A 22,429-nucleotide genomic window follows, 5' to 3' on the forward strand; every position below is an offset into this window, starting at 1 on the left:
ATTGAAGAACAATTTTAATTTCGGTCTGACCGGAACAAACGGTCGCTGGGCGAATTAACGCCGGGAGGAAAGTCCGAACACCGCAGGGCAGGACGCTCCATAACGTGGAGTCACGGTGACGTGAAGGAAAGTGCAACAGAGAGTAGACCGCCCAGCCACTCACTCAATCGAACAGGTGTCTTTAGTACAGATGATTGTTCGATTGAGTGAGTGGCTGGGTAAGGGTGAAACGGTGCGGTAAGAGCGCACCAGTTCTCCGGGTGACCGGGGAAGCTTGGTAAACCCCGTCCGGTGCAAGACCAAATAGAGAGACGCTTGAGGGCTGCCCGCCCAAGTCTCCGGGTAGGTTGCTCGAGATGTATGGTAACATACATACTAGATGAATGACCGTTGATCTTTTTGCGGGTAACCGCAGGAAGGTAACAGAATTCGGCTTACGGGCCGGTCAGACCGAAATTTAAATACTGGATAAATATCTATGAATGAAACCTGTGACATCTCTTTTAGAGAGAAAGCCAATATTTTTTCATATGAGTATCTTCAGTGCATTTTGTTCATTATTGGGTTGAATGACGACAGTTATCTTTTTACCAAGAAACTTTGCTCAAAACTGATCATCACCTCGCACATCATGGAAGATTTTCTTGACTTTCACGGTGCAAAAAAAAATAAAGACTGGGTATTTTACCGTGCAATATCCGCAGCAATTCGACATCTTTCCCTTGCCTGTTATTCCCAGCGTCACACCCTGGACCGGTTCGACTTTTACAATTTCGGGGAGCAGAACCACAGTGCTTTTAAGCAGGAAGCTCTGGGTATGCTTAAATTTCTCCAGGATGCTCTTCACCAGGCCGCACCCGTAGCTTTGAGAGAGGCAAAACGTTTGGGTATCACCATCCCGGAGTCCGGCTATGACCTGGAATACTTCCCCGGTATTGCCACTGCCGGCCAACTGGAACATAATATTGATGACGCCATGCCCCAACGCAGTCAGAAAAAAAATCTGACACGAATCTCCAGTCAGTTTCTTGAATTGATCCGGGATTTTGAACAGTTTACCTTTTATGAACGTTATGACCTTGAAACGATTTACAAGCTTGTTCCTGATGTTATCAACGAGGTGACAATGAGAAGCTATGAGATGCGGGTGCATAATATTCAGTCTTCTTTTGATTCCTATGTGATCACCACGTTGCAGTCCCCTGATACTGAACTTTTAAGCCAGTTGCGCAGTCATTTTTCCATCGTATTTCATATCCTGCAGGTTTTAGGGCGTTTGCTTCATTTTTATGAACGTCACCTGTATGATACCGGTTTTAAACATGTTTATAGAAATATCAGGCTCTCCCTTTCCGACCTCATTGATCCGGATGCTGTTCTGGATCGTGCTATGAATTACTGTCTATATTATGCAGGTCGTTTTTTATCCTCCGGCAAGGCCGTGGCTACCCGGGTTTTAAACGATAATATGGAATCAGGAACAATTGAAGTGGGTATTCCCAAAGACAGGGGATTTCACAGTCGGCCAAGCCTTCTGGTCGCAAAAATTGTCCAGCATTACGGCGGAGAAGTCAAGCTTCATGTCGGAAAAGATCAGTTTGATGCGTCCTCGGTTCTTGACATTCAGTGGGCCGGGGGGAAAATTAAAAAAGAGGAAATTGAGACGGTCGTTTTTACCGGAGATTCCAGGGCCTTGAATGATTTGAAAATCCTTTCCGGTGTCAATTATGGTGAAGACCATATGGGAAAGGGAATTCCTTTGCCCCGCGAATTGAGTTATTTGATTTAAAATTTATGTCTGACACGGAAAATAAAGAGAAATTTAAAAATATTGCTATTATTGTGGCGGGTGGAAAAGGGCTGCGTATGCAATCCTCTGTTAAAAAACAGTTCATTGATCTGGACGGTATTCCGGTAATTGTCCGCACCCTTGCTGCCTTTGACATGCACTGTCGGGTGGATGAGATTATTCTGGTGGTTCCGGAACAGGATCTGGATTTTACCCGCAATGACCTTTTGCACCGATTTTCATTTTCCACACCTTTGCATATTATCAAAGGTGGTGTTACCCGACAGGATTCCGTGGGAAACGGACTTGATAAAGCATTGAAAATTTGTATTCGACCGGAAATAACATTTGTGCTGATTCACGACGGGGTCCGGCCCTTTGTAGGTGAAAATCTGGTTGATCGATGCCTTGACGGTGCTTTGAAAAATGGTGCCTGTATTCCGGTTCTTGGTATCTTTGATACAGTAAAAAGGGCTGATAAAAATGGCAAAATAATCTGTACCCTTGACCGGGATGGACTCTTTCGGGCCCAGACGCCCCAGGTCTTTCGCCTGGATCTGATTGTCAAAGCTGCTTCCTATGCACGGAATACCGATTTTTTGGGCACGGACGAAGCGTCGATCTGCGAACATGCGAAACTCCCGGTAGATATTGTGGATGGCGGACCCTTCAATATCAAGCTCACTTCCCCCCAGGATCTGATTTTCGCAGGCCTGATCATTCAAGCAAAAAAAGAGGCAGAAATAGTCGGGAATTCAGGTTTTTTTAATTAAAATTATTACCGGAAGATCCTTCTTTAATTTGCCATCGTATTTTATACAGTCCCGGGGTTTACTTTGTTGCGAAATTATGGCAGATTCTAATGCAATGGTGTAGAAAATTTCGTGATTAACCCGTTCAAAGCTTTTAAAATTGACTTTGAATTAAATTTACGCTTAATCGTTAATGAGATTCAGCATTGTTTATTAGACATTAATCATTCCCGGAGGTGCCTGAAATGGCGGAAAAGCCCGCGATCAAGATCGGATATCTGAAAATCACTGATCATTTCATTCTCGGTGTAACAGCTCGAAAATTACAACAAGGTATGGAAACCTTTAAACACTGCACACTGGAACCTGTGGTTAAAAACGGGTGGAATGAAGTTGCTGACGCGCTTTCTGTAAAATCACTGGACGGGGCGCTGATTCTCGCACCGACAGCCATGGACCTTTTCAAATCCGGAGTTGATCTCAAATTGTTGTTGCTCGCCCATAAAAACGGCAGTGTTCTCGTTAAAAATAAAAGAGCCAATATTAATTCCGTTGAGGATTTCGCGGGCAAAACCGTATTGATTCCATATCAGCTTTCCATCCACAATATGCTGTTTCACAAGCTGTTATCCGAAAAAGGGTTGAAACCCGGACGTGCCACGGAAAAGGGAATTGATGTCACCCTTGAGGTTGTTGCACCTTTCCAGATGCCCGAAGCCCTTGAATATGACGAAGACGGCGAAATCGGCGGGTTTATCGTCGCTGAACCATTTGGATCCCAGGTTATAGCAGCCGGGCATGGTGAAGAATTTGAACTGTCAAAAAATCTGTGGGCCAAACACCCCTGCTGTGTTTTTGTTATGCGTTCCGAGGTTATCGAAAAAAACCCCGAAGCCATGCAGGAAATTTGCACAAGTTTTGTCCGCTCAGGGCTTGCCATTGATGCCCAGCCTGAGCCGGCTTCAATTATTGGTGCTGAGTTTTTTTCCCAGGATAAGGATATCATCCGACGGGTGCTTACAACCCCGCCTGACCGGATTCTGACAGGAGAGCTTTATCCTCAAAAGGAAGATCTTGATATAATCCAGAAATATATGATGGATAAAATGAATATTATGACATCTCTCATTGATCTGGATAAATTTGTGGACACGCGTTTCGCCGATGCTGCAGGGGCAAAATAACAGTTCCAATACGTTGTTGAATTGCTTTTCGCTTTGTGGTGGCTTGATTCTTGGTTTTGATGGATCAAGTCAGCTCACGGTCTTTATTTTGCAGAATCAATAAAGCCGTAAATTTTATCTACGGCTTTTAATCCCCAGGCGGGTTTCCCGGACAGGGTGGCGACATCGTCGCGGTTGAGTCGATCCGTTGTCTGCTGAGCTGTAAGGCCTTGTCCCTTTAATTCAATAATGATTTTCATAATAGCGGCTTTGTATTTTTTAATATCCTGATTCGGCGAAATATTTGGTTTTATTGAGGGCGTGCCCTTAACCTGACTTTCCACTCCAGACCGGGCGCGCCCTGATTGTTCGCCATTTCCATCCACAAGCAGGGATAAATCATCCATAGGTTCCTGGGATTGTCCGGGGTTTCCAATCAAGGCGGATAGATCATCTAAATCGCCAGGCCCTTCATCGCTTGCAGGCTTAATAAGCCTGGACAGATCATCCATAGGTTCTTGGGAGTGTTCAGGTTCTTCAATCAGGGCGGATAAATCATCTAAATCCACAACGGCATTTTCACCCGCATGTTCTATAAGTTTGGACAGATCATCCAGATCTGTATTCATGCCCTTTGGGATATCTGAGTCGATATCCACAAGACTGAACAGATCATCAAGATCCTCTTCAGTGTGATTTTTATTATCGGAGAGGTCATCAATATCTTCAGGTGCCAGGGCTGTTTCATTGACCAGCAAAGACAGGTCATCCATGCTGGAAGAACCTATGTCATCAGAATCCTCGTGGGCCTCATCCTTGAATAGATCTTCCATGGGTACCGGATCTTCAAACAAATGCATATTTTCATCAAAATCACTGTCCGAAAGGCTTTCGTCAAGTCCGGGTGATTCTTCCAGGGCCATGGTTTTAACGGCACGTCCGACAAGTTCCATGGTCTGGGACGCAGCGCTATGTCGCTGGTTCATCTCCTGCAATGCCAGGGCAATGTTTGTCATTGCTGCGGCTTTTTTTTCTTCAGCTGCAGCCCGTTTTTCCATTGCATCGGCTTTTCTTGCTTCTACTCTGGCAAGTGCTTCCTGGGCTAAAGCAATACGGTCCTGTTTTTCGATATATACCGCGAACATATCCTTGAACATGGATGTAGACGCTATATCCATGGGGATGCTCCCTTGATTGCCGGCAGGCTGTTTTGCCGTGTCTTTGAGCATTTCGGCTTCCTGTGTAAGTGAATCCTCAATTTGCTCGGGCAGTATACCTGTATCCAGAAGTTTTTTGATTTTTAAGAGGATGGTAACCGCCTGTTCAGTGTAGTATGTCTCATCGTCGACAATTTGTGTGACAAGCCACGGGCTGAATCGATGTAAAATGAACTTTAAAGTGGCTTTACCCATATCCAGTTCATCTATCAGATCCTCAATGGTCAACAGCGTTGAACGGGTCATAATTTTCCTCATTTGCGACAGTTGATTATGTTAATTGCGTTATTTTTATCATAAAATGAAGGAGACCAAAAGCGTTTATAATAAAGGCAAATGAGGGTATGATAGTGTTTGACACCTTTTTTTTCACTTGATATATCTTTTTTTAAGCTATCTCTGTTTTAAGATATTAAAAAGTGCAAATTTTCAACCTTGACGAAGCGCTTGCACTATGTTTTCCGGAACGCTAATGCACTTTTAACCTATCCGCCCGGAAAAAAAGAATTTAATAATTCCAACCAAAGATTTGGCAGCATTTGCCGCCTTTGCAGCCCATGGAGGATAAAATGGCCACAACAACAGATCCTAAGAGCTTTAACCACCACGTCGAAGCCGTTAAAAAAGGAACCCGGGTATTTGAGGATGCATTCCAGGGGGTCTCCCGCATGATTTTGGAAGCCGGTATCCGCAAGGTCACGGTTAAGGGAAAGACCACCTACCAGTTTGACCTGTTCAGCGGAGGCAAACGGCATCTGGTTGGCATGTATGACGAAATCAACTCTTTTGTCTCTTTTGTCAAGGATGCCTCTGAGGGGGGGTCTTCCAGGGAAATGGCTTTTGTCCTGGTGGGCGAGCCGGGGAATGGAAAAACCTTTTTTGTGGATTACCTGTGTGCCCGGTACAGGGAATTTTTATCAAGTCCTAAAAATATGAAGTATACGTTCCGCTTCAAGAACTTGGACAAGATAGGCGGATATGGAAAGATTAATGTCATTGAATCCCAGACCTATGAGGATCCCATGATTCTTGCTATGAGCGTTAGGGGGAACAAAGATGCCTCCATGAGTTATCTTTCCAAATCATTTAAACTCAAGGACAAGGAGATAGAAAGCCTTTATGAAAAGTATCGTCCTTTAGGTGCCTGTTCGGCTTATATATGGAATCAGATTCGGGAATATTGTGATGATGATCCTGACAAGATGATGGAATTCATCGAAATTGTCGCGGTACCGTTGATAGAAAGTCTTGGTACGATAACCGGAAGATATCCGGCTAAGGATAAGATCACCTCTTCGGCCGTGGATCTTATGGGGGAAGAATCCATCCAGCGCCTGTTGCATATTCCGGATTCCAACAACCCCTACCGCTTTGACTTGCGGCGCGGCGCTTTGGCCCGGGTGGCCGGCGGTGGCATCCATTTTTCCGATGAAATTTACAAAAATAAAAAGGATCTGGTGCAGGTATATCTCGGTGTAATCCAGAACCGTGTGATTGAACTGGATGGTTTTAAATGGCCCATTGATACTCTGATTATCGCCACCTCAAATAATTCCGAGTTTAACACCTTTTTAATGGAACGTGAGGAAGCGCCCATTGTTGACCGGTGCCGGATTTGCTATGTGGCCCATAATACGGATTATAAACTCCAGAAAACGTTGACCGAATATGCCATCGGTACCGATGTCAAGCGTTCCCTTGACCAGAAAGTGCTTCACCAGGATCCAAACTTGAACCATGCTGCATCTGTTGCCGTGGTGCTGACCCGATTGCCCCGGTCCGACAAACTCACCCCGATTGAAATCATGAAGCTTGCCGCAGGGGAGGTGGCAGGTGAAAAGAGCCTTAAAACCCTGGCCGAACTCATTGACCAGCTCAACCAGGATACGGATATAACCAAACGCTTCGGCCAGAAAGGTTTAGGCCAGAGGAACCTGGGTCGGGCAGTGCAGCTCCTTCTTGAATCTTCTGAAACCAATGAAGGCAATTGCATGTTTGCCTTAGATATTTTTAACGCCCTGGAACGGGTGGTACTTGATTATGTCCAGGAACCTGCTGACCGGGCCAAATTCAAGGAGGATTTGAAAATAGCCAAGGGCCTTTACCGGGAACGTATCATGACAGAGATGTTTAACGCATATATGGACGAACCGCTGGCAATCAAAAAGGATGTACTCAACTATGTAAATATGATCATAGGTGTGGATGCCGAGCATCTGGGCCCTGATATGATGTGGAAGTACAAAGATCCCCAGACAGGTGAGCTTCGGGCACTTAAAATTGATGAGCGCTATATTAAAAACGTTGAGGAACGCCTCGGTCTTAAAACCGAAGAACAGCGGGCCTCCTTTAGAAATTCAATTAGAAAGATCTACGGCCAGAAACTGTCTGTGGATGCCAATTATGACTTCATGGATAACCTGGAATTAGTTAAAGCCATCACCGATGTCCGGCTTAAATCCGACATTGCCGGTGCCGGCTCTTTAATTGGGGCGCTGGCCAACCGGACCAACGAAGAGAATCAAAAACTGTATGACAGAATGATTTATACCATGGATCACAAGCTTGGATACTGCCCTACTTGTGCACAGAAGACCATAGAGTATTTCTGCAGCCAGGAAGATGACAAATAGCAGTTTAAAAAACAAAGGGGAAGCGTATGGTCACCCTTGATGAATTATTGGAACGGGACCGCCAGCGGGAAGAGGACGGATTCAAGCGTAAAATCCGTATAGGCCGCATTGTCAAACCTGGTACCGGGGGAAAAGAAAAAATTATTGTGGTCCCCACTACCGTGGAGGAGAAGTTTGTTCATGAGGAACCCTCCTTTGATCCGAACACCGGAGAGGGAGAACCTTCCAGCGGAACCGGAGAGGGAGAAGAAGGCGATGTCATAGGCGAACAGCCGGTACGTCCGGATCAGGGTGAGGGGGAAGGCGAGGGGGCCGGTGAAGGAGAAGGTGAAGGCCAGGGCAGCGAACATGAGTTCGAGTCCAGTGCCTACGAATTAGGCAAGGTGCTGTCCCAGGACTTTCAACTTCCCAACCTCCAGGACAAAGGCAAACGACGTGCCCTGGCCCGCTACACCTATGATCTGACAGATAAGCACCGGGGCATGGGCCAGATTTTGGATAAAAAAGCAACTTTAAAACAGATTGTCCAGACTAATATTGCCCTTGGCAGAATTCCGGATGTTGACGACATAGACCCGGGCAGGTTTATTGTTTCCCCCCGGGATCTTGTTTACAGGATTCTGTCCAGAGAGAAAGAGTATGAATCCCAGGCCATGGTCTTTTTTCTAAGAGATTATTCAGGCTCCATGGGCGGCAAGGTGACAGAGGCAGTGGTTTCCCAGCATGTGATGCTCTATTCGTGGTTGGTGTATCAATATGAAAGACAGGTGGAAACCCGTTTTATTCTCCATGATACCCAGGCAAAAGAGGTTCAGGATTTTTATAAATATCACTCTTATAAGGTGGCCGGGGGAACCAAGGTGTATACCGCTTTCGAGCTGGTGAATCAAATCGTGGAGAAGGAGAGCCTGGATAGAGACTACAATATTTATGTTTTCCATGGGACCGATGGCGATGACTGGGATAAAGATGGCGTCAACACCATAAAACAAATAGAAAAAATGATGCGCTATGCCGCCCGGATAGGCATCTCCATTGTAGCGCATTCCTATGTGGGAACAGGGCAGACCGAAGTTGAAAAATACCTGAGAAAATCGGGAATACTTGAAAAACATAAGAACCATATTAAACTGGATGTTATGCATGAAAATGTGGATGATACCAGAATTATTCAGGGGATTAAAAATCTGATTTCCTGAGAATATAGATAAAGTGCCGGATAAAAAAGAAAGGCAGGGCCCAATGGAACTTGTCAGTCAGCATGTTAAAAAAATCATGGAAGAATGCAAAGTCAGAGCCAGGGATGAAGGCCTGAAGTTTGATGATGAAACCCTTGAGTATATCGTCACCAACCGGGACATGATTGAACTGTCTCCCAAGGTCATGATTCCCACCCTGTATGATTACTGGGTTCATGATGTCAGGGTTTTATCAGGCAAAGGCATGTATGAAGCCTACCCTTCCAACCCCTATGAAACCGTTATCAATACCCGGCCGGCCATTTCCTACTATAATGATAATAACCCGGACTGGCTCAATGTTATGATTTTTTATCATGTGCTGGCCCATATTGATTTTTTTCAGAATAATCTGTTTTTTGTAAATACCTGGGATGTTGACCTTGCCGGTCAGGCGCTGGCAGATAAGCGTTTGATTGCCCAACTCAGAAGCGAAAAGGGCAGGCGATGGGTGGATTATGTTATTGAATTTTCCAGGGGGATGGACAATCTGGTGGGCTATCACAAGGTACTGGACAGTATGTTGAGATTCCGGAATCAGCCTGTTGCCAGGTTATCCAGACAGGATTATTATTTTGATGTTTTTTTACAGAAAATAAAGAAGGTGTCCCACAATACGTACTTAAAAGAAATAGAAAGGTTCAATCAGTGTAAAGATAACATTGCCACATTTTTTGAACCGATCCTTTCCCAGTACCCTGAGTTTGAGCAGATGTACAAAAAAGCCAGAAAGGACAAAGAAAAACCTGTGCGGGATATCATGGAATATATTATCAGGCATTCACCGTTTTTACGGGCCCATGAAAATCAGTGGATGAAATGCGTGATCCAGATCGTGCGCGACACCTCATTGTACTTTCAGCCCCAGATTCGCACAAAGATTATGAATGAAGGCTGGGCCAGTTACTGGCACGACTATCTGTTTATGAAAGATGAGCGTATCCGTGGTCATGAAGTAGATTATGCAAAGGTGAATGCAACGGTAACCGCACTGCCCAAGGTCGGACTCAATCCCTATGCCTTAGGTTTGCGTCTGTTTGAACATATTGAAGATATGCAGAATAGAGGATGCTATTCCTTTGATTATTTCCGCCTGAAAGATGAGAAAAACAGACAACACTTTGATAAAGGAAATAAAAACGGCCATGATTTTATCTTTAAAGTCAGGGAGAGTATGAATGATTTCACCTTTATCAACAAATTTGTGGACCAGGAATTTATAGACCATTACAAACTGTTTGTCACAGGCAAGCGGCTGAATAGGGAACGCATGACCTGGCAATACTATATTAAATCCAAGAAAGCCCACGATTATAAAAATATGGTGATTGACACCTTGTATCATCCTCCGGTGATATATGTTAACGAGGAAAAAACCCAAGGTGCTCTGCTTTACCTTGTTCATAAATTTGAAAATAAGCCCCTTAAAGCAGATTATATTGAAAATACCATGATGGGTATTGAGTTCTTATGGGGAGGTCCTGTGTACCTTGAAACCAGCATACCTGTTGGAACAGAAAAGGAAACGCGCCCTGCCATTCATTTTTTGGATCCATCTGCAGGTGCTTCCGGAACAACAGCAACACCGGTTACACGTGAAAAAATTAAGTGGCAAAGGGTATGTTATATAATGGATAAACGGAAATTAAACAGACGGGAGGTGGCATGACCATGGATACCAATACCAGTTCTGTGGATTCCGATGCAATTGAATCCGTAACCCAGGCCCTGGAGTTTTTAAACCAGAATATCCAGGATTACCAGCTGCATAAACCGGTATCTTTCCATGAATTTCTGCAGCTCCTCAATGCCAATCCGTCCCGGATTTTAAGAAATATTTTTCAGTCATTTCATGACATGATTAAAAGCCATGTGACTGAAATCGAAAATGATATAGATCGTTCCGCCATTACCAGATATGATACCGGTACGCTTTTCATGGAAGGTTCAGATACACCGTATTTCCCGGATCTGCTGTTTACCAACCGGTTTATGAAGCAGATGGATTATCTGCGCCACGGTAACCAACAGAACCGGATCTATGTGTTTTACGGTCCCCACGGATGCGGAAAATCAACTTTTTTAAACAATCTTCTGGAAAAATTTGAGCAGTATGCCAATACCGATGAGGGGCTGTGCTACGAAGTGGTCTGGCGCCTGGATGTCAAAACACTTAAAGGTCGTGAACCCTCCTTGATGAGCCTCTCCTCTTTTGAAAAACTGATCCAGTATATTGACAGTGATTCAAGGGACATAAAGCATATTGCAAATCAAAGTCCGGTCGAATTTGAAGGTCCCGAGCCTGAATTTATTGAGATTCCATGCCTGTGCCATGATAACCCCTTTCTGGTGATACCCAGAGAGCAGAGACGCGGTGTTCTGGACGAATTGATCAAAAACGATGAGTTTAAATGGAAGCTGTTCACGGAAAAGCAGTATGAATGGGTATTTAAAGATGAGGTCTGCACTGTGTGCACCTCCATTTACCAGAGTCTTCTGGAACGTTTAGGCAAGCCTGTCAAGGTGTTTGATATGCTATATGCCAGGCCTTATTATTTCAACCGCCGCCTTGGCAACGGAATTTCCGTTTTCAACCCCGGAGACAGGCCGTTGCGGCGAAACGTTATCCTGAACCAGATGCTCCAGAGCCGTATTAACGCGCTTTTTCGGGATTCCAACGTTATTAATTATATTTATTCCTCCTATGCAAAGATTCATAACGGCATCTATGCACTTATGGATATTAAGGCCCACAATGTCGAGCGCATGGTTGAACTTCACAATATTATATCAGAGGGTATTCACAAGGTAGAGAATGTAGAGGAACGTGTGGAGGCGCTGTTTTTTGCTCTCATGAACCCCGAGGATAAGCAAAATCTTAAAGATTTCCCCTCGTTTGAAGACCGTATCCAGTATATAGACATCCCGTACGTTCTTGATGTGACCACCGAAGTTAAAATTTACCTGAACATTTTTGGCCGCCATATTGAACGCAACTTTCAACCCATGGTGCTTGAAAATTTTGCAAGGATCATTATATGCACCAGAATCGGAAAAAAATCTCTTGCGCTGGAAGAATGGATAAAGGATCCGAAAAAATATCTCAATTTCTGCGATGAGAGCCTTATTTTGCTGCTTATGGAGATTTTCAGAGGAAGTATTCCTAAATGGCTGAATGACGAGGACAAAAAGGCGCTTGACAAAAAGATGATGAAAAAAATTATTGTCGAGTCTGAAGAGTATGGGAAAAAGGGACTGTCCGGCCGGGATGCCATTAAACTTTTTGACCGGTTTTATTCAAAATTTGTTAAGGAAGACAGGCACATCAGCATGCTGGATTTATGTTCGTTTTTCAATAAACTTGAAGAACCCGTACGCCAGATGATTCCCCAGGGGTTTTTGTCTTCACTTTTAAGGATGTATGACTATTCTATTCTTCAGCAGGTCAAAGAGTCTCTCTACTATTACAACGAGGATCAAATCGCAAAGGATATCAAAAATTATATTTCCGCTGTAACCAATGAGATAGGCTCTGTTGTGAACTGTATTTTTACCAAAGAAGAGATCCATGTTACCGAGGCATTTCTTGAAAGCATCGAAATCAGGCTTCTGTCTGAAAGTGCCGATGCAGCACGACGTCAGGGAATGCGCCTGGATGTGTTAAAGGAATATACAGGGGTTGCGCTTTCCCACGAGATCATGATCGAAGGAAAGAACATTGTTCAAACCCGGCTGTTTAAATCTCTTCATGAACGGTATGTCCACAACTTAAAAAAACGGGTGTTGGAGCCTTTTATGGACAATGCAAATTTCAGACGGGCCATAAAGGATTTTGATACTGAAGATTTTAAAGCCCATGACAAACGCATTAAACGCGATGTGACGTTTCTCATTGACAACCTGGCTAGTAAATTTGATTATTCACAGCAGGGAGCCAATGAGATTTGCATTTATGTCATTGATAATGATCTGGCAAATAAATTCAAGGATAACTGACAGTCAAAATAAACATGCCGATAATAGAATACTTCACGCGCGTTGATGAACATGAAAATAATTGAGGCTGGGTCATGAAAAAAGCGAATGTGCTGATCGTTGACGATTCCAGGTCGGCTCTTTTTGCCGTGAAAGCATTGTTGAATCATGCAGATATTCATACGGTAACTGCGTCCGATGCCCTGCAGGGACAGGAGGCCTTGAAAAAAGAGCAATTCGATCTGGTGATTACGGATGTGGATATGCCTAACCTTAACGGATTGGAATTTTGTCAGTGGATCAAATCAAATCCGGAAACAGCACATATTCCTGTGATTGTTTTAAGCTCCCTTGATACAGACGTTGATATTGAAAACGGTTTCAGGGTCGGTGCGGATGCATATGTGCCCAAACGCCTGGCAAATAAGGAACTGATTCCACGCATTGAAAGTGTTATGGATAAGTGTACCTTTGTCAAGGATAAAACCATACTTGTGGTTGAGGACAGTAAAACCATTCAAATGGTTACAAAACAGGGGCTTGAAGATGCTGGCTTCAAAGTGGTTCTTGCTGATGACGGGCAGCATGCCCTTGATATCATTGATGATGTTGCACCTGATATTTTGCTTACGGATCTCAATATGCCCCGGGTGGACGGCAATGAACTTTGTCGCAGACTGTTTAATACCGACAAGTATGAATTTTTGCCCATTGTGGTTATGAGTTCCATAGGCGACAAGTCGATGATGAGACGTCTTATCAGAGATGGTGTTACGGCTTTTATTGTCAAGCCGTTTAACGTGGATATGCTTGTTGTGACCATGGAAAAACTGCTTTCCGATCATTTCCAGCGCATGCTTGAAGAAAGGGAGCGGCTTCTTCATGAGCAGAAATTGACGATCGGCTTTATCGCCAGTCTTGTCAACGTATTGGAAGCCCGGGATAAGTACACCAGTGGTCATTCCGAAGCTGTTACCAGGCTTTCCATAGCCATTGGCAGGGAACTGGGCTTCAAGGATCAGGACATGAATCGTCTTCAGATTGCCGCAAGCCTTCATGATATAGGTAAAATCGGAATACGTGATAATGTGCTGCTCAAATCCGGTAAACTGACAATGGAGGAATTTAAGCATATTCAGACCCATACCGTGATTATTCAGGACATCCTTAAGCCGTTGCCAGGCATGGAAGATGTTCTTGTTGCAGCATCCTCCCATCACGAACGCTGGGACGGTACAGGCTATCCCAATGGACTGAAGGGAGAAGATATCCCTTTATTCGGAAGAATTATTGCCGTTGCCGACGTATTTCATGCACTGACCGGTGACAGGCCATATCGTGACGGTATGTCCAGCGAAAAGGCGCTTCAGGTTATTTCCGACGGGGTTGGTTCTCATTTTTGTCCAACGGTTGCGGCTGCTTTTTTCAGGTATATAAAAACACTTAAATATCCTGAACAATAACCTGAACGCAATTTTGCTTAAATCTGTCCACCTTAAGCTTTACCATCAGTTTAGAAAAAAAATCGGGCAGGCAGGTTGTGTCGGACAGGTTGAAGTGCAATGCTTCCACCTGGTGTTCCCCGCTTTGATCCCTAAGGGTCATTTTTCGATGACACCCCCCAATGATAATGGAAGATGCCACCCAGATGTTTTCCATAAGGAAGACGGGTTCGGGATTGCCGGTGCCAAAGGGACGAAGCAGATCTATCTGGCTGACAAGTTCCGGGGTAATGTCCGGAATCTGAATCACGGCATCAATTTTCCGGATGGGTTTAAAATCTTTTTCTGTGCAGACTAAAGCCAGGATCTCTGCCAGTGCGGGTTTCAGACGCGTCAGGTTTTCTTTTCTGACAGACAGTCCTGCTGCCATGGCATGCCCCCCAAAGGTTTCCAGCAGATCCCGGGTTTCAGACAATATCTTGTGTATATTTATCTCGTTAATACTCCGGCATGACCCTTTTGCAATGTCTTCTTTTGAGTTCAGCAGCACCACCGGACAAACATGCTTTCGAGCAAGCCTTGATGCGGCAATACCAAGTACGGATGCATCCCATTTGCTGTCCCACAATACAACAAGCCGGTTTTCAAGTATGGATGGATCGCCCGCAATACGGCGTTCAATATCTTCGACAATCTCTTTTTCAATGAGCCTGCGTTTTCTGTTCAGTTCATCAAGAAGGGCTGCGGTTGTTTCGGTCTGGGCCGGGGCAGGGCAGGTCAGGTGAGACACACATATTCTTGCATGTGATATGCGGCCCGCAGCATTAAGCATTGGCACGATTTTAAATGAAATATCGTCGGAATCCAGCTTATTCATATCAACCCTGGATGTACGGGCCATAGAGACAAGAGCCGGACGAAGGCCCATGCGAATGCGTTTCATTCCTGCCACGCACAGAGTGCGGTTGTCCAGCACCAGGGGGACCATGTCTCCTATGGTGCCGATGGTGAACAGGTCCAGGTATTCGGATAATTTGGGTTCCGGGAATTGTTCCCATACGCCATTTTCTCTAAATACCTTACGCAAGCCCATAATCAGATAAAATGCCACACCGACACCGGCCAGGTATTCAAGGCTTGCGCTGCAGTCAGCCTGCTTTGGATTGATCACGGCAAAAGCGTTTGGGATGGTCGTGTCCGGTTCATGGTGGTCGGTGATGATGACGTCGATGTCTTCCCTGGCTGCCGCCTGAACTGCTTCATGGGAACCGATGCCGCAGTCCACAGTAATAATCAGGTCCACATCCATGGATACGGCCATCTCAATGTGGGGCAACTGAAGGCTGTAGCCTTCCTTTGTTCTGTGGGGCACATACCAGGACAGATCTGCTTCCACCAGGGAGAGGAACTGGTAAAGCATGGCCGTAGCCGTGACCCCGTCCGCATCAAAATCACCAAAAATAAGAATTTTTTCTTTGTTGGTTACCGCCGTATAAATTCGTTCTACCGCTTTGCTCATATCCTTTAGTTTAAAAGGATTGCTCAGTCTGGAATAATCCGGATTCAGAAAAAATTTGGCCTCATCAGCTGTTGTGATCCCTTTGTCGGCCAGCAATCCTGCAATAACAGGATGGCAGTTAAGGACACGTTGAAGTCTTTGAAGGACCTTCTGGTCAGGTGGTGTATATGTAAGTTTGATCTCCATGGAATGCGGGGTTATACCTTTTTGGGTGGCGAGGTGTCAATCCGTACCGCAATAAAGAGATCAAGACTGACTATTTTATATGCACAAAACTCTTGAACAACCGACTTGGTTGGTGGTATTATAATCGGTTAATAAAGGATTAGATTTAAAATATTATGCAATCTGTTTTAAAAGAATATATGGTGGATAAGACAAAAATCGGATTTATCCGATTTATTTTTGAAGCCTATGAAGGAATAGCCGTTGTCACAACATTGGAGGCCGGAACCGGCCATATCCGGCTTGCCATGCCTCCGGACCGGCAGGAGGAGGTAAATATGGTCACGCAAGCGTTGAAAAAGGACTTTTATTTTGAGCCAAGATAAGCCAAAAGCCTATGTAAACACCATCGGGTGCCAGATGAATGTGTATGATTCCCAGATTCTGGCCGGTCTTTTGCAAAATGCAGGATATGAACAAACCCATGACCCGGACCTGGCAGATCTGGTTTTGTGTAATACCTGCGCCATCCGCCATAAGGCCCAAGAGAAGGCCTATAGCTTTTTAGGCCGTTTTGCGGGCACAAGGATTAAAGGGAAACGTCCGCTGACCATCATGGCCGGCTGTGTGGCACAAAAAGAAAAGGAAAAAGCATTTGTCCGCCTGCCGCATCTTGACCTGGTTTTAGGCACCCAGGCCTTTGGTCGTTTTGAAACCCATATTAAAGCGCTGGTTGCCGGTGAAACCCGCATTGTTGACACAGAACCCAGCGAAAATATCTTCGAAGGCTTCCCCAAGCACGCAATGGCCGAAAAAATTCAGGTATCACGCTTTGTGACCATTATGCAGGGGTGTGAAAATTTTTGCACATATTGTGTGGTGCCCTATGTTCGGGGAAAGGAAAAAAGTCGGAATCCATCTGCCATTGTAGAAGAAATTGAGGGCTTGGCGAAATCCGGGGTGCGTGAGATTACCCTGCTGGGCCAGAATGTTAATTCCTATGCCGGTAATAATGGGCAGGTCTGTTTTCCTGATTTACTTCACCTTGTCAGCAGGGTGGAGGGGATTGAACGTATCCGGTTTGCCACTTCCCATCCCAAGGATTTATCAGCGGATCTGATCGAGGCCATAAAGGATGTTGACAAGGTATGCAACCATCTTCATCTGCCGGTTCAGTCAGGTTCAAACGACATATTAAAACGGATGAACCGCAAGTATGACCGGGAGACCTATTTCACACGAATTTCAGCCCTAAGGCAGGCTTGCCCGGATATTGCCCTGTCCACGGATATTATCGTGGGATTTCCGGGTGAAACCCGTTTCGATTTTGAGCAGACCATGAATCTGCTTGAAACCGTGGAATTTGATGCGGTCTTTGCTTTTGCCTATTCAGCAAGGTCATTTACGCCGGCTGCCAAATTTTCAAACCAGCTGGATGAACAGATTAAGCGCGATCGGCTAAATGAACTGCTTGATTTCCAGGAGAAGATAACAGAAGAGAAAAACAAAGCCTTTGTTGGCAAAAAAGTTACGGTGCTGGTGGAAGGTGACAGCCCTAAACCAAGGGACGGGTTCGTAAAGAAGAATAAAAATACCAGGCAGATGTTTGGCAGAAGTGATGCAAACAAAATTGTGCATTTTGCATCGGACCAGGCCGGCATCGGGGATCTGGTTACACTCGAAATTATAAATGCATACCCCCATTCCCTTTGGGGAGAGGTCTGCGAAAGCGATTAAGATGGTATGAAAATTAAATCAACGAGCATTCGACCCAATGAACTGTGCCCGTGCGGTAGCGGGAAAAAATTTAAAAATTGCTGCCGGAATAAAAAAACTGAAATTTCTTTGAAGGATAAGTATAAAAACAAGTATGATATTATCCTGAAAACACCTGAACAGGTTGATGGCATCAGGAAATGCGGGGAACTGCTTTTGTCTATTATGGACGGGGTTGAGGCCATGATTCGCCCCGGCTTGAAAACCGATGACATCAACACCTATGTTCATGAACAGACCATAAAAGCCGGGGCTGTTCCGGCACCACTCAACTACAGGGGGTATCCCAAGAGTGTCTGCGTTTCCATTAATGAGGTGATCTGCCACGGAATCCCCGGCGAGCGGGTTCTTGAGGATGGGGATATCGTCAATATTGATATCACACCGATTCTAAACGGTTACTATGCCGACGCCAATAAAACCTTTTTTGTGGGTACGCCCGGACGCGATGCCCAAAAAATTGTGGCTGTGGCGGCCGAAAGTCTGCGGCGGGGTATAGAGCAGGTCAAGCCTGGGGCCACCCTGGGGGATATTGGTCATGCCATTCAAAAATACGCCGAGGGCCAGGGATGTTCGGTGGTCAGGGAGTTCGTGGGTCATGGCGTGGGAATTGATTTTCATGAACAGCCCCAGGTCCTTCATTTTGGACGTCCCGGTACCGGTGTTACCCTTGTTCCCGGCATGGTGTTTACCATAGAACCCATGGTTAACCTGGGCAAAAAAGAATTGCATGTGCTTGAGGACAGGTGGACAGCTGTGACCAATGACGGCTCCCTGTCCGCCCAGTTTGAGCAAACCATCCTTGTGACAGATGACGGGTATGAGAGTTTGACCCCATATGAGTTATAGCAAAACAGTATTAAATAAGGTTTTTTCAGCCGTTTTTATTCTATTTATCGGTATCTCCTCCGCCTTTTTTTTCTGTGTGGCCTGTGTGTTGCGAATATGCACAGCGCCTTTTGATCCGCGAAGGATTGTGTCAAACGTTTTCAGTGCGTTCTGGGCCTCGGTTTATACCTGGGCCATGCCGTACTGGTTCGTAAAAATTGTGGGGCGGGAGAAGCTCGATATTCGCAAAAACTATGTATTTGTATCTAATCATCAAAGCCAGCTGGACATCCTTGTACTTTACCGACTGCTGTTTCCCTATCGGTGGGTGTCTAAAAGTTCCGTTTTCCGGCTGCCGTTCATTGGTTGGAATATGGCATTTAACAATGGGGATATTAAACTTAAGCGCGGTGACAAAGAGAGCATTAAGGCCATGATGGCCGAGTGTGAGGATCTTTTAAGGCGGAATATCTCCATTTTTTTTTTCCCCGAAGGCACAAGGTCCAAAGATGGTCATATTGGCAGATTCAAACCCGGGGCGTTTATCCTGGCTAAAAACACAGGTGTTGACATTCAGCCCATTGCCATCAGTAATACCAATAAGGCGTTGCCTAAATATTCACTAACCTTTCAGGGACACACCGAGATGACCGTGAAGGTTCTAGACACCATTCCCTTTTCCCAGTTCAGTGAGATGGCCCCTGACAATATTGCCGCCATGGTAAGATCGTTGATCTCCGAACATGTTTGTTGAACCCGTAAAAAAACAAATTTTTCTTTCAGTATAATAACACATTCTTAAACAGCACGCTTCTCCCTTTCAAAAAGACGGGTATCCATCATTAACCCGTTATATTCTCTGATCAACCCCAAAATTGACATTTTTACTGTCAACGGTCAAAAACACTGATTTGAAAAGTATTTCTTGTGTATGATTATGGTCGAATATTTTGATGAATTATCGTTAATTACATTTGTGTCGTATTTTTGATGTGGTTAGTGATCATAGGGATAACAGCCATCTCGCAGTGTTTTGGAGGATAAACCATCGGCAATATATATTACAGAATAATAATTTATTAATTTATAAAAAGTTACATATTTGATCTATTTTTTATAGCATATTTGTAATATAAGAAGCATCCGTAATTTATTCCAACACAAATAAAAAAATTTTTTTATTCAAAAAAGCTTTAATTCAAAGAAGTTATATTTTTTATCGTTCTTCCGGCTTCTCGATGGAACATCCGTTGCAGTTGAAGGCATTACAACGACGGACAGGCATTTGCCTGTTAAAAAACAACGAAACTTAACTTTAGGAGCTTTAGAAAATAATGAGAAAAGTAGCAATCTACGGAAAAGGCGGCATCGGCAAATCCACAACAACCCAGAATACGGTAGCAGGGCTGGTGGAAGCAGGTAAAAAAATCATGATCGTGGGATGCGACCCCAAGTCCGACTCAACACGGCTCATGCTCAACGGCCTGGCCCAGAAAACCGTTCTGGATACCCTGAGAGAAGAGGGTGAAGATGTAGAGCTTGAAGACGTTAGAAAAGAAGGATACGGCGGGGTTCTGTGTACGGAATCAGGTGGACCCGAACCTGGTGTAGGCTGCGCCGGCCGCGGTATCATCACCTCCATCAACCTGCTCGAACAGCTGGGCGCCTACGACGAAGAGCAGCATCTGGATTATGTATTTTATGATGTTCTGGGCGATGTTGTGTGCGGCGGTTTTGCCATGCCCATCCGTGAAGGCAAGGCCCAGGAGATCTATATTGTCGTCTCCGGCGAGATGATGGCCATGTACGCGGCCAACAACATCTGCAAGGGTATCGTGAAATTTGCCCAGTCGGGCGGGGTTCGTCTCGGCGGCCTGATCTGCAACTCCCGTCAGGTCGACAACGAAGAGGAAATGATTTTGCAGCTGGCCAAGAGACTGGGCACCCAGATGATCCACTTTGTTCCCAGGCATAACATGGTCCAGCAGGCTGAGATCAACAGAAAGACGGTTATCGATTTTGCACCGGATCACCCCCAGGCAGATGAATACCGCTCCCTGGCCAGAAAAATGGATGAAAATGAAATGTTTGTCATCCCCACCCCCCTTGAGATTGAAGAACTTGAGGCCCTGCTCATTAAATACGGGATCGCGGCGTAACCAAAAACCTTAAGAATGATAAGGCGCATTTATTAGAACATCAGAAAGCGGAGACGGCGTTCTGGACAAATTTTAAGCAAAACAACACAAGAGATAAGATAGGGGTATAAACATATGACAGGCGAACGAACCATCACCGTTAACCCGGAAGATGTAAAAAAAGAAATACTGGCCAAATATCCACCCAAAGTGGCCCGGAAACGCGGCAAGCAGATCACCCCGGTTTCCAGCGAAGAAGACAAAGGCAGTCTCACAGTCGGTGCCAATGTCCGGACCGTTCCGGGCATCATCACCCAGAGAGGATGCTGCTATGCCGGTTGCAAAGGCGTTATCATGGGTCCGACCCGGGACATCATCAATCTGACCCACGGCCCCATCGGCTGCGGATTCTACTCCTGGCTGACGCGGCGCAACCAGACCCGTCCCCCATCAGACGATGCAGAAAATTATATGACCTACTGCTTTTCCACGGACATGCAGGACGAAGATATTGTTTTCGGCGGGGAAAAGAAACTGAAGGCCGCCATCCAGGAAGCCTACGACATTTTTAAACCCAAGACCATCTCCATCTTCTCCACCTGTCCGGTGGGCCTGATCGGTGATGATGTCCATGCCGTGGCCAGGGAGATGAAGGCAAAACTTGGCATCAATATATTTGGTTTCTCCTGTGAAGGATATAAAGGCGTAAGTCAGTCCGCGGGCCATCACATTGCCAACAACACCATTTTTACCCATGTTGTGGGCCTGGATGACACGATCTCGGACGCCAAATACAAGATCAACCTGTTGGGTGAGTACAATATCGGCGGCGACGCCTTTATTATTGACGACCTGCTCGAAAAATGCGGCATCAGTGTTGTTTCCACCTTTTCCGGCAACTCCACCATTGACCAGTTTGCCAACTGCCACACCGCAGATCTCAATGCGGTCATGTGCCACAGATCCATTAATTACGTGGCTGACATGCTTGAGATCAAATACGGTATCCCCTGGATAAAGATCAGCTTCCTGGGACCCAAGTCAACCGCCCAGAGTCTGCGCAAAATTGCAGCCTACTTTGAAGACCAGGAACTCATCGACACGGTGGAAAAGGTGATTGCCGAGGAGATGATTCCTGTTGAAGCCAAGATCAAAGAGATCAAACCCCGGTGCGAGGGTAAAACAGCCATGATGTTTGTGGGCGGTTCCCGTGCCCATCACTACCAGGAACTGTTCAGGGATCTGGGCATGGAAGTGCTCTCCGCCGGATACGAGTTTGCCCACAGGGATGACTATGAAGGGCGCCACGTCATTCCGGACATCAAGATTGATGCGGACTCCAGAAACATTGAGGAGCTGGAGATCGAACCCGATGAGACCCGGTACAACCCCAGAAAGACCGAAGCGCAGATCAAGGCCCTGGAAGAAAAGGGGGTTGCCTTCAAAGAGTATGAGGGGATGATTCCCGACATGGCCAAGGGTTCCCTGATTGTCGATGACATCAGCCACCATGAAACGGAAACCCTTATCGAAATGTACAAACCGGACATTTTTTGTGCCGGTATCAAGGAAAAATACGCAGTCCAGAAGCACGGTATTCCCATGAAGCAGCTGCACTCCTATGACTCGGGCGGACCCTATGCGGTATTTAAAGGCGCGATCAACTTTTATGAGGAAATTGACCGCATGCTCAATGCCAACATCTGGCACTACCTGGAAGCCCCGTGGCAGAAGGCCCCTGAATTGTCCGGCAAATACGCTGCAGAATAATCGTTAAACGTTAAAAACAAAACG

The 22,429-nt window shown here is 45.5% G+C and carries 16 protein-coding genes and 1 other RNA gene; 15 read left to right on the forward strand and 2 right to left on the reverse strand.

Translation table 11 applies throughout. The features are described 5' to 3' along the window. Positions 1-25 precede the first annotated feature (25 nt). The 4 genes from rnpB (at position 26) to DESPODRAFT_RS15970 (ending at position 3,725) form a co-directional block, all read left to right on the forward strand. Positions 26-453: RNase P RNA component class A (gene rnpB / locus DESPODRAFT_RS19090), an RNA gene on the forward strand. Positions 454-478: 25 nt separating this feature from the next. Continuing rightward, positions 479-1,789, forward strand: coding sequence for an HPr family phosphocarrier protein (locus DESPODRAFT_RS15960; RefSeq protein ID WP_004074826.1), 1,311 nt, complete (start codon positions 479-481; stop codon positions 1,787-1,789). Positions 1,790-1,794: 5 nt separating this feature from the next. Further along, positions 1,795-2,562 carry a 2-C-methyl-D-erythritol 4-phosphate cytidylyltransferase gene (ispD, locus tag DESPODRAFT_RS15965; RefSeq protein ID WP_004074828.1) on the forward strand — a complete coding sequence of 256 codons (768 nt, stop codon included), beginning with the start codon at positions 1,795-1,797 and terminating at the stop codon, positions 2,560-2,562. Between the two features lie 224 nt (positions 2,563-2,786). Beyond that, complete coding sequence (locus tag DESPODRAFT_RS15970) at positions 2,787-3,725, forward strand: ABC transporter substrate-binding protein (RefSeq protein WP_004074831.1); 939 nt, start codon at positions 2,787-2,789, stop codon at positions 3,723-3,725. A gap of 83 nt (positions 3,726-3,808) precedes the next feature. Here DESPODRAFT_RS15970 and DESPODRAFT_RS15975 read toward each other — a convergent pair whose 3' ends face one another. Then, positions 3,809-5,167: a hypothetical protein gene (locus DESPODRAFT_RS15975; RefSeq protein ID WP_004074832.1), complete on the reverse strand. Its 1,359-nt coding sequence runs from the start codon at positions 5,165-5,167 to the stop codon at positions 3,809-3,811. A 323-nt stretch (positions 5,168-5,490) separates the two neighbouring features. On the opposite strand from DESPODRAFT_RS15975, the gene DESPODRAFT_RS15980 reads away from it, so the two are divergent. The 5 genes from DESPODRAFT_RS15980 to DESPODRAFT_RS16000 all read left to right on the forward strand — a co-directional run bounded on the left by DESPODRAFT_RS15980 (position 5,491) and on the right by DESPODRAFT_RS16000 (position 14,230). Continuing rightward, positions 5,491-7,554, forward strand: coding sequence for a Ser protein kinase (locus DESPODRAFT_RS15980; protein WP_004074833.1), 2,064 nt, complete (start codon positions 5,491-5,493; stop codon positions 7,552-7,554). A 26-nt stretch (positions 7,555-7,580) separates the two neighbouring features. Continuing rightward, positions 7,581-8,753, forward strand: a complete 1,173-nt coding sequence (locus tag DESPODRAFT_RS15985; RefSeq protein ID WP_004074838.1) for a DUF444 family protein — start codon at positions 7,581-7,583, stop codon at positions 8,751-8,753. A gap of 43 nt (positions 8,754-8,796) precedes the next feature. After that, a complete protein-coding gene (locus tag DESPODRAFT_RS15990) occupies positions 8,797-10,461 on the forward strand; it encodes a SpoVR family protein (RefSeq protein ID WP_004074839.1) in 1,665 nt (554 codons plus the stop codon). Beyond that, complete coding sequence (locus tag DESPODRAFT_RS15995; protein WP_004074840.1) at positions 10,458-12,788, forward strand: serine protein kinase PrkA; 2,331 nt, start codon at positions 10,458-10,460, stop codon at positions 12,786-12,788. The genes DESPODRAFT_RS15990 and DESPODRAFT_RS15995 overlap by 4 nt, the downstream gene beginning before the upstream one ends. 74 nt (positions 12,789-12,862) lie before the next feature. Continuing rightward, the gene (locus DESPODRAFT_RS16000) at positions 12,863-14,230 is read left to right on the forward strand and encodes a response regulator (RefSeq protein WP_004074841.1); all 1,368 of its coding nucleotides are present in this window, start codon (positions 12,863-12,865) and stop codon (positions 14,228-14,230) included. On the opposite strand, the gene recJ is transcribed toward DESPODRAFT_RS16000, so the two are convergent. Continuing rightward, the gene (gene recJ / locus DESPODRAFT_RS16005) at positions 14,211-15,914 is read right to left on the reverse strand and encodes a single-stranded-DNA-specific exonuclease RecJ (RefSeq protein WP_004074842.1); all 1,704 of its coding nucleotides are present in this window, start codon (positions 15,912-15,914) and stop codon (positions 14,211-14,213) included. The genes DESPODRAFT_RS16000 and recJ overlap by 20 nt on opposite strands. 155 nt (positions 15,915-16,069) lie before the next feature. On the opposite strand from recJ, the gene DESPODRAFT_RS16010 reads away from it, so the two are divergent. The 6 genes from DESPODRAFT_RS16010 (at position 16,070) to nifD (ending at position 22,405) form a co-directional block, all read left to right on the forward strand. After that, positions 16,070-16,279 (forward strand): DUF4911 domain-containing protein, encoded by a 210-nt coding sequence (locus tag DESPODRAFT_RS16010; protein ID WP_004074843.1) that lies wholly within the window; start codon positions 16,070-16,072, stop codon positions 16,277-16,279. Further along, the gene (gene miaB, locus DESPODRAFT_RS16015) at positions 16,266-17,630 is read left to right on the forward strand and encodes a tRNA (N6-isopentenyl adenosine(37)-C2)-methylthiotransferase MiaB (protein WP_004074844.1); all 1,365 of its coding nucleotides are present in this window, start codon (positions 16,266-16,268) and stop codon (positions 17,628-17,630) included. The genes DESPODRAFT_RS16010 and miaB overlap by 14 nt, the downstream gene beginning before the upstream one ends. A gap of 6 nt (positions 17,631-17,636) precedes the next feature. Then, positions 17,637-18,518 (forward strand): type I methionyl aminopeptidase, encoded by an 882-nt coding sequence (gene map / locus DESPODRAFT_RS16020; protein WP_004074845.1) that lies wholly within the window; start codon positions 17,637-17,639, stop codon positions 18,516-18,518. Further along, a complete protein-coding gene (locus tag DESPODRAFT_RS16025; protein ID WP_004074846.1) occupies positions 18,508-19,251 on the forward strand; it encodes a lysophospholipid acyltransferase family protein in 744 nt (247 codons plus the stop codon). The genes map and DESPODRAFT_RS16025 overlap by 11 nt, the downstream gene beginning before the upstream one ends. Positions 19,252-19,831: 580 nt before the next feature. Beyond that, complete coding sequence (gene nifH / locus DESPODRAFT_RS16030) at positions 19,832-20,656, forward strand: nitrogenase iron protein (RefSeq protein ID WP_004074847.1); 825 nt, start codon at positions 19,832-19,834, stop codon at positions 20,654-20,656. A gap of 114 nt (positions 20,657-20,770) precedes the next feature. Continuing rightward, positions 20,771-22,405, forward strand: a complete 1,635-nt coding sequence (gene nifD / locus DESPODRAFT_RS16035; protein WP_004074849.1) for a nitrogenase molybdenum-iron protein alpha chain — start codon at positions 20,771-20,773, stop codon at positions 22,403-22,405. Positions 22,406-22,429 lie beyond the last annotated feature (24 nt).

Origin of the sequence: Desulfobacter postgatei 2ac9, from assembly GCF_000233695.2 — a bacterium.
GTDB lineage: Bacteria > Desulfobacterota > Desulfobacteria > Desulfobacterales > Desulfobacteraceae > Desulfobacter > Desulfobacter postgatei.

Excerpts from the sequence above, each read along its gene's own strand:
- DESPODRAFT_RS15975 (WP_004074832.1), bottom strand. The coding sequence starts at position 5,167 with ATGACCCGTTCAACGCTGTTGACCATTGAGGATCTGATAGATGAACTG.
- nifD (WP_004074849.1), top strand. The coding sequence starts at position 20,771 with ATGACAGGCGAACGAACCATCACCGTTAACCCGGAAGATGTAAAAAAA.
- recJ (WP_004074842.1), bottom strand. The coding sequence starts at position 15,914 with ATGGAGATCAAACTTACATATACACCACCTGACCAGAAGGTCCTTCAA.
- DESPODRAFT_RS15980 (WP_004074833.1), top strand. The coding sequence starts at position 5,491 with ATGGCCACAACAACAGATCCTAAGAGCTTTAACCACCACGTCGAAGCC.
- DESPODRAFT_RS15985 (WP_004074838.1), top strand. The coding sequence starts at position 7,581 with ATGGTCACCCTTGATGAATTATTGGAACGGGACCGCCAGCGGGAAGAG.
- DESPODRAFT_RS15970 (WP_004074831.1), top strand. The coding sequence starts at position 2,787 with ATGGCGGAAAAGCCCGCGATCAAGATCGGATATCTGAAAATCACTGAT.
- map (WP_004074845.1), top strand. The coding sequence starts at position 17,637 with ATGAAAATTAAATCAACGAGCATTCGACCCAATGAACTGTGCCCGTGC.
- DESPODRAFT_RS15960 (WP_004074826.1), top strand. The coding sequence starts at position 479 with ATGAATGAAACCTGTGACATCTCTTTTAGAGAGAAAGCCAATATTTTT.
- DESPODRAFT_RS15995 (WP_004074840.1), top strand. The coding sequence starts at position 10,458 with ATGACCATGGATACCAATACCAGTTCTGTGGATTCCGATGCAATTGAA.
- DESPODRAFT_RS16000 (WP_004074841.1), top strand. The coding sequence starts at position 12,863 with ATGAAAAAAGCGAATGTGCTGATCGTTGACGATTCCAGGTCGGCTCTT.
- nifH (WP_004074847.1), top strand. The coding sequence starts at position 19,832 with ATGAGAAAAGTAGCAATCTACGGAAAAGGCGGCATCGGCAAATCCACA.
- DESPODRAFT_RS16010 (WP_004074843.1), top strand. The coding sequence starts at position 16,070 with ATGCAATCTGTTTTAAAAGAATATATGGTGGATAAGACAAAAATCGGA.
- DESPODRAFT_RS16025 (WP_004074846.1), top strand. The coding sequence starts at position 18,508 with ATGAGTTATAGCAAAACAGTATTAAATAAGGTTTTTTCAGCCGTTTTT.
- ispD (WP_004074828.1), top strand. The coding sequence starts at position 1,795 with ATGTCTGACACGGAAAATAAAGAGAAATTTAAAAATATTGCTATTATT.
- DESPODRAFT_RS15990 (WP_004074839.1), top strand. The coding sequence starts at position 8,797 with ATGGAACTTGTCAGTCAGCATGTTAAAAAAATCATGGAAGAATGCAAA.